The sequence below is a fragment of the Vibrio bathopelagicus genome (assembly GCF_014879975.1).
Classification (GTDB): domain Bacteria; phylum Pseudomonadota; class Gammaproteobacteria; order Enterobacterales; family Vibrionaceae; genus Vibrio; species Vibrio bathopelagicus.
This window is the reverse complement of record NZ_CP062500.1, coordinates 576,311-589,267: the sequence shown is the minus strand read 5'-3', so window position 1 is coordinate 589,267 and position 12,957 is coordinate 576,311. Positions and strand designations below refer to the sequence as shown.

12 protein-coding genes are annotated in these 12,957 nt (G+C 44.6%); 2 read left to right on the top strand and 10 right to left on the bottom strand.

The genetic code is table 11. The features are described 5' to 3' along the window. The first annotated feature begins 335 nt into the window (after positions 1-335). The gene (gene mutH / locus IHV80_RS02660) at positions 336-1,001 is read left to right on the top strand and encodes a DNA mismatch repair endonuclease MutH (RefSeq protein WP_050546301.1); all 666 of its coding nucleotides are present in this window, start codon (positions 336-338) and stop codon (positions 999-1,001) included. Positions 1,002-1,094: 93 nt separating this feature from the next. On the opposite strand, the gene IHV80_RS02655 is transcribed toward mutH, so the two are convergent. From IHV80_RS02655 to xerD, 9 genes are all read right to left on the bottom strand, one after another. Then, the gene (locus IHV80_RS02655; protein ID WP_086712439.1) at positions 1,095-1,406 is read right to left on the bottom strand and encodes a DUF6482 family protein; all 312 of its coding nucleotides are present in this window, start codon (positions 1,404-1,406) and stop codon (positions 1,095-1,097) included. A gap of 213 nt (positions 1,407-1,619) precedes the next feature. Beyond that, on the bottom strand, positions 1,620-1,871 hold the full coding sequence (locus IHV80_RS02650; protein WP_004735015.1) for a hypothetical protein: 252 nt from the start codon (positions 1,869-1,871) through the stop codon (positions 1,620-1,622). 109 nt (positions 1,872-1,980) lie between these two features. Then, positions 1,981-2,103, bottom strand: coding sequence for a hypothetical protein (locus IHV80_RS25290; RefSeq protein WP_264158396.1), 123 nt, complete (start codon positions 2,101-2,103; stop codon positions 1,981-1,983). Positions 2,104-2,463: 360 nt separating this feature from the next. Beyond that, the gene (vpsR, locus tag IHV80_RS02640) at positions 2,464-3,798 is read right to left on the bottom strand and encodes a cyclic-di-GMP-binding transcriptional regulator VpsR (protein ID WP_192889981.1); all 1,335 of its coding nucleotides are present in this window, start codon (positions 3,796-3,798) and stop codon (positions 2,464-2,466) included. Positions 3,799-4,071: 273 nt separating this feature from the next. Next, positions 4,072-5,604 carry a lysine--tRNA ligase gene (gene lysS, locus IHV80_RS02635; protein WP_017110548.1) on the bottom strand — a complete coding sequence of 511 codons (1,533 nt, stop codon included), beginning with the start codon at positions 5,602-5,604 and terminating at the stop codon, positions 4,072-4,074. Positions 5,605-5,702: 98 nt separating this feature from the next. Then, positions 5,703-6,801, bottom strand: a protein-coding gene (gene prfB, locus IHV80_RS02630) for a peptide chain release factor 2 (RefSeq protein WP_102550771.1) whose coding sequence is annotated in 2 segments (ribosomal slippage) — positions 5,703-6,725 and positions 6,727-6,801 — 1,098 coding nt in all. Because the reading frame shifts where the segments join, the coding sequence is not laid out codon by codon here. Between the two features lie 236 nt (positions 6,802-7,037). Next, the gene (gene recJ / locus IHV80_RS02625; protein WP_192889980.1) at positions 7,038-8,774 is read right to left on the bottom strand and encodes a single-stranded-DNA-specific exonuclease RecJ; all 1,737 of its coding nucleotides are present in this window, start codon (positions 8,772-8,774) and stop codon (positions 7,038-7,040) included. A 156-nt stretch (positions 8,775-8,930) separates the two neighbouring features. Further along, positions 8,931-9,710, bottom strand: coding sequence for a thioredoxin fold domain-containing protein (locus tag IHV80_RS02620; RefSeq protein ID WP_192889979.1), 780 nt, complete (start codon positions 9,708-9,710; stop codon positions 8,931-8,933). A gap of 26 nt (positions 9,711-9,736) precedes the next feature. Then, entirely contained in the window at positions 9,737-10,651 is a 915-nt protein-coding gene (gene xerD / locus IHV80_RS02615; protein WP_065105633.1) for a site-specific tyrosine recombinase XerD, read from the bottom strand. 150 nt (positions 10,652-10,801) lie between these two features. Here xerD and fldB point away from each other — a divergent pair, with 150 nt between their 5' ends. Continuing rightward, on the top strand, positions 10,802-11,323 hold the full coding sequence (gene fldB / locus IHV80_RS02610) for a flavodoxin FldB (protein ID WP_004735008.1): 522 nt from the start codon (positions 10,802-10,804) through the stop codon (positions 11,321-11,323). A 170-nt stretch (positions 11,324-11,493) separates the two neighbouring features. On the opposite strand, the gene brnQ is transcribed toward fldB, so the two are convergent. Then, complete coding sequence (gene brnQ / locus IHV80_RS02605; protein ID WP_192889978.1) at positions 11,494-12,807, bottom strand: branched-chain amino acid transport system II carrier protein; 1,314 nt, start codon at positions 12,805-12,807, stop codon at positions 11,494-11,496. Positions 12,808-12,957: the final 150 nt, after the last annotated feature.

Below are 12,957 nucleotides of genomic sequence, written 5' to 3'. Positions count from 1 at the left end.
CACAAAATCATAAAGTTAAGAGAAAAATCATAAAATAAACAATCTTCAAAAACCAAAAGATCTTTTCAAAATCAAACATGGTCAAAGATCAACCACTCCGCTGCTTATCCACACTGGTGGGTCAAAGATTCATTTTGAACCCCATTTAGCAAGCATTTTATCCACCACAAACCCCTGTTTATTTATACACTAAATTAATATTCCAATTAATTACCTTCATGACCTGTGGATAACCATGAGTTTGATCCCTTTTATAGCAATGAGATCATTTCTTAACCAGTCGGCATTTGGTGATAACTTCTGATAAAATCATTTTTTTGATCATGCCTTTTATTATGAAACCAGAACCACAAACACAACAAGAGCTCTTAGACAGAGCGTATGCTATCGCCGGAATGACATTCAAAGAGCTCGCGGATGAAGCTGAGATGATCATGCCAAACGATCTTAAGCGCGATAAAGGCTGGGTTGGACAACTATTAGAATGGCACTTGGGTGCGGCAGCAGGCAGTAAGCCAGAACAAGATTTTGCTAAGTTAGGGATCGAACTAAAAAGTATTCCTATCGGTTATTCTGGTAAGCCTTTAGAAACAACCTTTGTCTGTGTAGCACCTTTAATGGGAGTACAAGGATTAACATGGGAAACCAGTCACGTCCGAAACAAGCTATCTAAAGTGTTGTGGATCCCAGTTGAAGGTGAGCGAGAGATCCCGCTAGCAGAAAGGCATGTTGGCTCCCCACTACTCTGGACACCAACCCAAGCAGAAGACGAGATCTTAAAAAGAGATTGGGAAGAGCTCATGGAGTTGATCGTGTTAGGTAATGTTGAGCAGATCACAGCAAGGCACGGAGAAGCATTGCACTTACGACCGAAAGCAGCAAACAGCCGAGTATTAACAGAAGCGTATGGTGCAAGTGGAAAGCCTATCAAGACCAAACCTCGTGGTTTCTACCTACGAACCCAGTTCACTCATAACTTGCTCACAACACACTACGCATAAATAGCTCACAGCCACTGTGCCTAGCGCTTAATACTGGTTTCGCCAATGACTAACGAGTAGATGTCATTGGTTGTCGTGTGTTACAGAGGCGTTTTAATGCGATTTTAAAGCTAACTCTATATCGCAGTAGCTTTGGCTTGGTTCATTACCAAACTCGTCATACGCATTGTGCAAACGCAGGTATGCCTTTTCAAAGCCCAGCCGGAGCAACTCCTCTTTCACTTGATCTAAGGAGCCAAAATGAAGCGGTTCTCCGTCCTGCTTAACGGGTTCCAGCTTGTGTTTATATTCCACCGCCAATAGATATTCCGATATATCGGAACACCCAATAACGTACACTTTAGGTGTTTGATAAGAGTCTTTATGCTCTCCATGTAACCACATGTCTAATTGATGCTTTTGCATAGCCTGCCTCCATTGCTACATAAAGCTTAGTAGAACTCTTTTCCTTTACTAGATAACGACTTAAAAAATCATACATAACGGCTTAAAAAGCAAAAAAGAGAAGCAAGTGCTTCTCTTTTTTGGCCAGATCTAGTTCAAAAGCTTGTGCTTTAGACGCCATAACTATCTCTGATATTTATCTTAAGGGGTGAAATGCGCTATCACCCCACAAGATTACGTCGGTATTCGCGCGCTTAAGACTCGACGAAGATGACGAACTCGACGCTCAATCGTGACTACTTCAGGCTCAGAAAAACCAATTGGTCGACCATCGGCTTCAAGGCCAATATCTCTCAATAAGTGAGTATTGTTCCATGGTAGATCATATGAACTACGACGAACTTTTCGTTGCCATTCACGTTCTTCACGACGAAGGTCTGCACGGATAAGGACTGTTGCTAGTTTTAAATATACTGAGTGACGCATAATAACTCTCCAGTTGTGGAATAAACTGAGGAAAAATAGCGTTCTAGATAGTATGAGGGCTTCTCACTTAGCTGCTATTTTTCCGCAGCCAAATAAGGATACGGATCTATTAGTTAGGTTTATCTTGGGTGTTTCGATCGGCCATGGCTGATGCTTGTGACATAACAGTCACCATGTCAGTACACGGATCAAACGACGCGCAAATATGCTGCATAAAATCGAAATGTTTCATTTGCGCCTCCAAACTAACTAAAAAATCCAAAAAGAAATGAGATAATAAAAGCAAATAAGTCTTTGTTAAACCATTGCTTTCACGGTTAAAGTCTAACCAAGTGAGTATATTATTCAACCGATAATTGATTAACAATTTCAAAACAAATGATTCACCTAAATATTAGTTGCATATCACTTTATATATAACATATTCACTATGATTATATAAAATCACAGAACATCTATCTTAACGACCGAGCGTCCAATAGCTCAATCTATCAGCCAACAGGAAGTTGTAGCGATAGGTAACAAAAAAACCACGCATCATGCGTGGCTCTTAGATTGACACTAACCGGATAAATTCGATTAATTGAGAGCTCTAAACAACACCTTCAGAAATCAGGCTATGTTTGTTAAGCAATCGGTACATGGTTGCGCGTGAAACTCCAAGTTCCTTAGCGGCCAACGATACTTGACCACCATAAGATTCCAGAACAATCAATAATGCATCTCGCTCGGAACGCTCACGAATACTTTTGAGACTGCGTCGTTCATCATTTTGCTTAGGTAAATCCAGCTGATGATCGTCAATGATCACCGAATCCGACATCAACACAACACGTTTGATTTGGTTCATCAACTCACGGACATTACCCGGCCAGTGATAACGATTCATCGAGCGAAGCGCTTCGTCAGAGAAGCTCTTAGCTTGAGCATTAAACTCTTTCGAATACTGACGTAAGAAATGATTAGCCAGCACAGAGATATCACTAACCCGCTCTTTTAAACTCGGAACCTGGATTCGTAGAACATTGATATAGTGGTAAAGCTCTTCATTGAAATCACCTTCAATCAGTGCCTTTTCAATATCAGAAGAGTTAGCCGCTAGAATACGAACATCTACCGATTTAGATCCAGTCTCCGTCTCTATTTTCCCTTCTTGTAAGAAGCGCAACAGATTCAACTGTTGATTGCGGGGCATCGCCAGTACATCATTGAGTAATATCGTGCCGCCGTCCGCCTCTTCCAACATACAGGGGGCAACATCAGATGAAGCTGAAATGCCAAAGACTTCAGCCTCAATTCTCATCTCAGACAGAGCTCGGCAATTGACCGTTAAAAATGGCTTTTGCGCGCGCGAAGAGTTTTGATGAATAGAGCGTGCAATCGTCTCTTTACCGGCCCCACTCTCGCCATAAATTAAGATGCTGACATCAGTTGGCCCAATACGCTTTACTTGGTCTCTTAGGCGCTTTACTGCCACCGAGTCGCCCAATAAGCCCATATTGTTGTTAATGCCGTAGTTTGGCCATACTTTCTGCTCAAGCTTAAGCATACCAAGCTGGTGACCTATGGTGCTCAGTAGCTGCGCATCTGGAATGGGTGCCGTGAAAAAGTCGATACAGAAGTTAACGATAAACTGGCAAATAGTATCGGAGCTTAATTGCGATTCACGGATAAAGGCGAGCCACCTAACCTGCTTATTGTTACTCACCAAGTTTGCAATGCCATTTAGGCTGAACTCATCATGGCTAAGGTCCACAATGCCAATGCATGGGCCTATGTCGGCAATCAATGCATCGGCTTTTCGTAAATCTGCACACTGGGTACACTGCCAACCCACTTGTTCTAATACAGATAACCAGGGTTCGTACGCACCACCAACGACGATAAGAGAACCTGGTAAGGAATCCATCTTAAATTGAGTTCCCATCCTTCTTCCTTATTCTATTTTTATTTAAATCAGGCTAATACGAGTCACTGCTTCATCGTTCGACAAAAATGCCGCGAGATCGTATTCAGCGCAGAGACGTATAGTAGTGAGACTATCTTAGATTTTTTGTCTCAATAGTAAGACTATGTCAGAAATAATGATTTTTCGAATCAAGAGTGCGGTACAGGCAAGGTTTTGGACACTTATAAACAGAAAAAGCCACCCGAAGGTGGCTTTTAAATTGAATCGGCTGTTACAGCCTGTCAGCGAAAATTACGCTTGAGGGCGCATCGCCGGGAACAAGATCACGTCACGGATTGTGTGCGTGTTAGTAAATAGCATCGCTAGGCGATCGATACCAATACCTTGACCTGCTGTTGGCGGAAGGCCGTGCTCTAGTGCAGTAATGTAGTCTGCATCGTAGTACATAGCTTCATCATCACCCGCGTCTTTTGCGTTAACTTGTGCTTTAAAACGCTCATCTTGGTCTTGTGCATCGTTAAGCTCAGAGAAACCATTCGCTACTTCACGGCCACCGATGAAGAACTCAAAGCGGTCTGTGAAGAATGGGTTGCTATCGCTACGACGAGCCAGTGGAGAAATGTCCGCTGGGTAGCCTGTGATGAACGTTGGTTGAATTAGCTGAGGCTCAGCCGTTTCACCAAAGATCTCTTCAAGAAGCTGACCACATGTCCAGAACTTCTCAACGTACAGACCCACTTCTTCTGCAATTTTAACCATCAATTCTCTGTTCTGAAGATCATCTTCAGTCAGAGCTTGAATGTTTGCATTTTCAGGTGTGTAGTGTTTGATTGCATCGAACATGCTCATACGAGCGTAAGTGCCACCGAACTCAACGGTTTCGTCACCGTAAGGCATAGAAGTCGAACCAAGAACGTCCATCGCTGCTGTGCTTAGCATCTCTTCTGTCAGATCCATTAGATCTTTGTAGTCAGAGTACGCTTGGTAGAATTCCATCATTGTGAATTCAGGGTTGTGACGTGGAGATAGACCTTCGTTACGGAAGTTACGGTTGATCTCGAATACACGGTCAAAACCACCAACCACTAGACGCTTAAGGTAAAGCTCAGGTGCAACACGTAGGTACATGTCGATGTCTAGTGCGTTGTGATGAGTGATAAATGGACGTGCTGTTGCACCACCCGGGATCACGTGCATCATTGGCGTTTCAACTTCTAGGTAGCCTTTTGAGCTCATGAAGTTACGGATTGAAGACACAAGCTTAGAACGCACGATGAATGTGTTACGAGAGTCTTCGTTCACGATTAGGTCAACGTAACGCTGACGGTAACGCATCTCTTGGTCAGTTAGACCGTGGAACTTCTCTGGCAGAGGACGAAGTGCTTTCGTTAGCAATTCAAACTCTTCCATGTTCACGTAAAGGTCGCCTTTACCAGACTTGTGAAGCGCACCTTTAACACCGATAATGTCACCGATATCTAGGCCTTGGTACTTCTCTTTTAGTACTTTTTGAACGTCTTTCGCTGCGTATGCTTGGATACGACCAGAAGTTTCTTGAATCGCAAGGAATGGACCACGCTTCGCCATAATACGACCAGCGATCGCAACGATGTGGTTAAGCTCTTCTAGCTCTTCCTTAGTCTTCTCACCGAATTCCGCTTGAAGGTCGCCAGCTAGGTGCTCACGACGGAAATCATTTGGGTGACCGTTAGCTTTACAGTTCAGGCGGATGTGATCCAGCTTGCTGCGGCGCTCAGCGATTAGTTTGTTCTCTTCAGGTGAAGAAGCTTCTTGTGCGTTTTCGTTTTGAACAGCATCAGTCATTAGAGATGTACCCTGCTTTTATAATTTGGACAGCTATATTTTTTCAAATATAGGCATTTTTACCAATATTATTGGTAAAGCTTAATAGTTGGTAAAGCTTACAGACCTGATTTCAGGCTAGCTTCAATAAACTTGTCTAAGTCACCGTCAAGAACCGCTTGAGTATTGCGATTTTCGATGCCGGTGCGCAAATCTTTGATACGAGAATCATCCAGTACGTAAGAGCGGATTTGACTGCCCCAACCGATGTCTGATTTCGTCTCTTCGCTCGCTTGTTTTTCAGCATTTTGTTTTTGAATCTCAAGTTCAAAAAGCTTAGCACGTAGCTGCTTCATCGCTTGATCTTTGTTCTTATGCTGCGAACGATCATTCTGACATTGAACCACAGTGTTGGTTGGAACGTGAGTAATACGTACCGCCGATTCAGTGGTGTTTACGTGCTGACCACCAGCGCCAGAGGCACGGTATACGTCAATACGTAAGTCAGAAGGATTAATGTCGATCGTAATGTTGTCATCAATCTCTGGGTAGATAAACGCAGATGCAAATGAAGTATGACGACGACCACTTGAATCAAATGGTGACTTACGAACCAGACGGTGAACACCGGTCTCTGTGCGCAACCAACCATATGCGTACTCACCAGAAATACGTACCGTTGCGCCTTTAAGGCCAGCAACATCGCCATCAGACACTTCGATAACTTCAGTTTTGAAGCCTTTCGAGTCTGCCCAACGTAAGTACATGCGCAACATCATTGAAGTCCAGTCTTGAGCTTCTGTACCGCCCGAGCCTGACTGTAAATCGATGTAGCAATCTGATGCGTCGTGATCGCCAGCAAACATACGACGGAATTCCAGTTTTTCTAGCTTAGCTTCTAGCTCAGCCAGTTCCGGTTCAATTTCGTCAAACGTCTCTTGATCTTCTTCTTCAACCGCAAGCTCTAATAGACCTTCAACATCCTCAACACCTTGGTCAAGTTGGTCGATTGTTTCTACTACCGCTTCCAATGCAGAACGTTCTTTACCCAACGCTTGTGCACGCTCAGGTTCGTTCCATACATCCGGTTGTTCTAATTCTGCGTTTACTTCTTCTAGACGCTCTTTCTTAGCGTCATAGTCAAAGATACCCCCTCAGGATATTTGTGCGTTCAGACACATCCTGCAGACGGTTTTTAATAGGATTGATTTCAAACATTTTAGCTCATCATTTATGAGTAGAATTTAACCGAAGAATTGTACTCAAAAGTGTGACGGAGATACAGAATTTTTTAGAGTGGAAAGCCAAGATTCAATAACTTAGTGGGATATAAATTTGACTGGCTGAAAAAAGACGTAGGATTTATAAGGGAAAGAAAGAAAACAAGCCCTGTTTTTGAACAGAGCTTGTTGAATTTGGGGCTAAATGATGAACATTATTCAGTGAAGATAACGCTATTTTGCTTCAATATGATCAATCATCAACTGCAAAGATTGGTTGCCACGAAACTCGTTGATATCCAGCTTAAATGCGAGATTCACCCTTTTCACTGACGCATCTGGCCAGCGACGTAAATCAACGTTGAAGGCAATACCATCGATCATTACATTGGTTGGATGGCCTTTGTATAAAGGTTCTAGCATCAATTTAAGGTGCTTCTCACCGACCAATTTTTGATGCAACACTTTGAATTCACCGTCGAAGATTGGCTCAGGGAACGCTTGCCCCCAAGGACCACCTGAACGCAACGTTTCAGCGGTGTGCATAGAGAACTCTTCTGGTAACAGTTCACCATCAGACAAGATGATGCCCTTCAGCGCTGTCTCACCCAGCTCTTTGCGCACAACGTCATCAAACATCTTACTGAATCGCTCGAAGTCTTTTTCCATAATGGTCAAACCGGCCGCCATCGCATGGCCACCAAACTTCAAGATCAAACCAGGGTTTTGAGTATCGATTCGGTCGAGCGCATCGCGCATGTGCAAACCCGGAATCGAGCGACATGAACCCTTAATACTGCCTTCCCCACCATCAGCGAACGCAATCACTGGGCGGTGGTATTTGTCTTTGATACGCGAAGCCAAAATACCAATCACACCTTGGTGCCAATCACGTTGGAACAGGGCTAAACCGGAAGGCAGATCGTCTTTACCAAACTCAAGGCGCTCACAAAAAGCCATCGCCTCTTGTTTCATGCCCTCTTCAATCTCTTTACGTGTCTGGTTCAAGCCATCTAACTCGCTGGCCATTCGACGCGCGGCGTGAATGTTATTGCTCATCAACAACTCAACACCAAACGACATATCATCCAATCGGCCTGCTGCATTGATACGCGGGCCAAGAGCAAAACCAAAATCAGAAGCCACCAAACGCTTAGCGTCTCGCTTAGCAATTTCAATCAAGGCCTGAATACCCGGGCGCGCTTTGCCTGCACGGATACGCTGCAAACCTTGATGAACCAAAATACGGTTGTTCTCATCGAGTGGAACCACATCGGCTACAGTGCCTAGCGCCACAAGGTCAATCAGTTCCATCAATTTAGGTTCTGTCATGCCGTGCTGTGCGAACCAACCCAATTTACGCATATGAACACACAGCGCCATCATCAGGTAAAACGCCACACCAACACCTGCTAGTGCTTTTGAAGGAAATGCACAGCTTTCTAGGTTGGGGTTAACCATTGCATCGGCAATCGGTAGTTCAGAGCCAGGCAAGTGATGATCAGTAACCAGCACATCAAGGCCTTGCTCTTTAGCAAAGCGAACACCGTCAATCGAAGAGACACCGTTATCTACGGTCATGATTACTTCGGCACCAATCTCAATCGCTTGTTCAACAACTTCCGGGCTCAATCCATAGCCATCTTCAAAGCGGTTCGGTACTAGGTAATCGACATTCGAACTGCCCAGCATGCGCAGTGCCAACACCGACAAAGCTGAACTAGTCGCGCCATCGGCATCAAAATCACCGACAACAATAATGCGCTTCTGAAGCTTAATCGCATTGAAAAGCAGCTCTACCGCGGCATCGATACCACCCAGTTTTTGATAGGAGTGTAAGCCTTTCGCAGCTGTCTCCAGTTGCTCTGCACTGTCGATTCCGCGACTTACATAAATGCGCTTTAACAAATCAGGTAAGTGAGCAGGTAAAACTGAAGTATCGACCTCAGGACGGCGTTGGATCTCTATCATATAAAAATGGGCCCGATATCAATCAGGCCACTCCTTAAATCAAAAACATGGGGGAATTTAAACAACGAGCGACGAGGCTAGATAACTTTCAACGAATCTCATCGCTCTGAACAAATCATGCCGTTCTAAACCAAACTGATTTGCTCGGAATAAAGCTTACTGCTCTAAACGCTGAAGAAGTTGTGCTGGCGGTAAGTAACCACTCACCAACTCACCACTTGCTAGCACGATAGCAGGAGTACCATTAATACCAAGCTCACGGCCTAGTTGATACTGCTTCGCTATGATTTGCTTCTGCTCGCTAAGGTCTTTGCCCGCTGCTGGCATTTTACGTTCTGCTTTAGCACTGTGCATCGCTGCTTTTGGATCGTCAGAAGCCCAGATTGCTGCCATTTGGTCGGCAACTTGCCCGGTCGCACCTTGGCGTGGGTAAGCCATGTAACGAACGGTAATACCCAGATCGTTATAGCCTTGCATCTGGCTATGTAGACGAACACAGTAGCCACAGGTAATGTCAGTAAACACCGTCACAACGTACTTTTCGTTATCGGCTTTATATTCGATAACCGTATCTGACAATGCCGCGACTTTTTCAGCATTAAGCGGAGCTTGACGCTCGGCCAGCACATCACTGAACTTGCCGTTGTCATCCAAAGAGTAAAGAGTGCCCGCTAGAAAGTGATCGCCCTCTGGAGAAGAAAAGATAATGCCGCTGTTGGTTTGAATTTCTAACAGGCCATCGATATCTGAAGGAACAATCTTCTCTACCTTAATACCGATTTTTTCAAAGCGCTTAGTTAACGCAGCTGTATCAACAGCTTGAGCTGAAGCAACTTCGACGGCTGTTGATGTTTGTTCTACTTTCGCTTCTGATGCATTACATGCAGTAATCATGAGAGGAAGCGCTAATAGAGGAAGACGGCGTAATACGCTCATTAAGTTCACCTTAAAAATAAATGGATTTAAGCACGTGGGTGGTGCTGAGCGTGAATTTGCTTCAGCCTTTCAGTCGCCACGTGAGTATAAATTTGGGTTGTCGATAAGTCACTATGCCCAAGCAACATCTGTACGACCCTGAGATCTGCGCCATAGTTCAGTAAATGCGTTGCAAAAGCATGCCTTAATACGTGTGGCGACAATAATTCCGTGTCGATGCCCGCTATCACCGAATAATGCTTGATACGATACCAGAACGTTTGACGGGTCATTTGCTTTGCTCGTTTACTCGGAAAAACCACATCCGAACTATTATCACCCAACAATTGTGGACGACCTTGCTCAATAAATGTCTCTATCCAATCCACCGCATTTTCGCCCATTGGTACTAAGCGCTCTTTGCCACCTTTACCGATCACACGCACCACACCTTGCCTTAGGCTGATGTTTTCCATGGTCAAGCTAACGAGCTCAGTCACACGAAGTCCAGTTGCATAGAGTAACTCAAGCATCGCTTTATCGCGAAGCTCAATGGGGTCGTTTGGATCTGGCGCTTCAAGCAGTGAATCCACTTGCTCTTCACTTAGATCTTTCGGTAAGCGCTTCGGCAGTTTCGGGCTGATCAACAATGCACTAGGGTCGTCGGCTCTTACTTTCTCGCGATGTAAATATTGGAACAAACGACGAATGGCAGACAACATACGAGCACGAGAAGTCTGCTTGAAATCGGCGTCGGCTAACCAACCTTGATAGTCTTGTAGCCCCGAAAGGCTAATAAAATCGAGGCGATAATTGTGCTTTTCCATCCACGTCAGTAGTTTGGATAAATCCGTACGATAAGAGACGAGTGTATTCTCTGATAACCCTCTCTCCATCCACATAGCATCTAAAAACTGTTCAACTAGACCGTGGTCTGCGCTCTGCCCTTGAGGCGACTGCATAGTGTTACTCACAATATTGGAAACTATTTTGAGAGTATGTCAGAGCAAATATGAATGCCATAAAAATTACGACTTGAGCGGATAATCGCTGCAATCGAAGTCGATTTATGGTTAGAATTCGCCATCTGAAATTAAAATCGAACGTTTGCTATGAAAATTGGATTATTTTACGGCTCAACCACCTGCTATACCGAAATGGCAGCAGAGAAGATTCGCGGCATTATTGGTGAAGACCTAGTTGATATCCATAACGTGAAAGAAACCCCTCTTTCTTTTATGGCGGACTACGACCTATTACTGCTTGGTATCTCAACATGGGATTTCGGTGAGATTCAAGAAGACTGGAATGAGTTGTGGGAAGACATCGCAACCACGCCAATGAAAGGCAAGGTTGTGGCTCTGTTTGGTCTAGGTGATCAAGAGGGCTACGGTGAATGGTTCTTAGATGCGATGGGACTATTGCATGATGAACTGAAAACCGCAGGCGCTGAATTTGTCGGCTTCTGGCCAAACGATGACAGCTACGAGTTCGAAGCATCTAAAGCGTTAACGGAAGACAAATCTCAATTTGTTGGCTTAGCTCTGGATGAAGATTCACAGTATGAACTCAGCGACGAACGCATCGCAACTTGGGTTGAACAAGTACTCGTCGAGTACAGCGAAAAGCTTTAAGCTCAGTTTTCTTAGAGCTAAGCGTTAAGAATTAAGCGCGAGTTTCTAACTCCAAGCCGAAAGAACATTATCGATTAGATACAAAAAGGCCTCATTACTGCGAAGTAATGAGGCCTTTTCTATTCAACTTTTGATTGAATACGGGCTAACGATTTAATCTCAACGGAAGATTAAACTGTCTTTTCCGCCATCTCTTGTTCTGTCGATTTACCAACAAAGAACATACAGATGATTGCGGCAGCAGTTGGAAGCAACCAACCCATACCAATCTCAAACAATGGCAGCATCTTAAGTGCAGACACATCTACACCCGCTACTTTAGCGCCATCGATAAGAGCAAACAGCAGTGACACTAATACCACCACGCGGTAAGCCGCTTTTGGATTAGGGAAACGGCTACGCAAGAACGTCAGTGCTACTAGAGCGATAGCTACTGGGTAAAGCGCAAACAATACAGGTACAGACAGTGAAATCAGCTGAGAAAGACCAACGTTCGCTACGGTTGCACAAGCTACACCATTGATGATGACCCAAGTCTTGTAAGACAGCGGTGTTAGCGAGCTGAAGTAATCAGAACATGCTGATACAAGGCCAATCGCCGTTGTTAGACACGCCAATAGTACGATGGCAGAAAGCACTAGCTGACCAGAAGGACCAAACAACGATTGAACATAAAGGCTTAAGATAGCACCGCCATTGTCCGCACCCGCTGCAACTGTTGCGCTTGTTGCGCCGAGGAAGAACAGAGAGATGTAAACAAACGCTAGGCCAGCAGCAGCAATGCAACCTGCGCTGATCAGATACTTAGTCGTCGCTGCACGGTCAGTAATGCCCTTGCTACGAATCGCGTCAACAATCAGCATACCAAACATCAAAGAAGCAAAAGTATCCATGGTGTTGTAGCCTTCAAGGAAACCTTTGGTCAGTGGCTGAGTGATGTACTCACCGTGAGCCGCAAGAATATCGCCTTGAGGATTAACGAATACAGCGATCGCCAGTACAACTAAACCAACGAACAGTACTGGTGTTAGTACCTTACCAATCACGTCGATAAGCTTACCTTGCGACCATGAGAAGAACATCGCTACCACAAAAAATGCAATCGAAAAAAGAGTGAGGTGAGCTTGAGAGGCATCGATGAAGAACGGTTTCACCGCCATCTCATAAGCAACAAGACCGGTACGTGGCGCAGCAAATGCAGGACCGATAATGATGAAGATCAGCACAGCCATGATAGTTGCAGCTTGCTTAGGAAGATCTTTGGTTAGATGACCCCAAGAGCCACCCGCCACTGCGACTGCGACGATAGTGATTAACGGCAGACCAACGGCGGTCAGCAGGAAACCAGACATCGCTGGAAGAAAGTGGTCACCAGCCAATTGGCCAGCAAGAGGTGGGAAGATGATGTTACCCGCACCTAAGAAAAACGCAAAAAGCATAAAGCCCAATGCCATTATATCTGTTAGTTTTAGACTCTGTTTCACAGATAATCCTTAATTATATTTATGAATTTATGTTGTGCTTACATGAATGTTACAGCTCAAGGCTGCCAATCAATCTATAAAATAGTCGCGCATAATGACGAAACGCTCGCCTAGCTGCAAGTCACCATAAAAAAACACCATATAAATTTG

Bases quoted from the DNA above. Each gene is read 5' to 3' on its own strand.
- mutH (WP_050546301.1), top strand. From the start codon at position 336: ATGAAACCAGAACCACAAACACAACAAGAGCTCTTAGACAGAGCGTAT.
- IHV80_RS02655 (WP_086712439.1), bottom strand. From the start codon at position 1,406: ATGCAAAAGCATCAATTAGACATGTGGTTACATGGAGAGCATAAAGAC.
- IHV80_RS02650 (WP_004735015.1), bottom strand. From the start codon at position 1,871: ATGCGTCACTCAGTATATTTAAAACTAGCAACAGTCCTTATCCGTGCA.
- IHV80_RS25290 (WP_264158396.1), bottom strand. From the start codon at position 2,103: ATGAAACATTTCGATTTTATGCAGCATATTTGCGCGTCGTTTGATCCG.
- vpsR (WP_192889981.1), bottom strand. From the start codon at position 3,798: ATGGGAACTCAATTTAAGATGGATTCCTTACCAGGTTCTCTTATCGTC.
- lysS (WP_017110548.1), bottom strand. From the start codon at position 5,604: ATGACTGATGCTGTTCAAAACGAAAACGCACAAGAAGCTTCTTCACCT.
- recJ (WP_192889980.1), bottom strand. From the start codon at position 8,774: ATGATAGAGATCCAACGCCGTCCTGAGGTCGATACTTCAGTTTTACCT.
- IHV80_RS02620 (WP_192889979.1), bottom strand. From the start codon at position 9,710: ATGAGCGTATTACGCCGTCTTCCTCTATTAGCGCTTCCTCTCATGATT.
- xerD (WP_065105633.1), bottom strand. From the start codon at position 10,651: ATGCAGTCGCCTCAAGGGCAGAGCGCAGACCACGGTCTAGTTGAACAG.
- fldB (WP_004735008.1), top strand. From the start codon at position 10,802: ATGAAAATTGGATTATTTTACGGCTCAACCACCTGCTATACCGAAATG.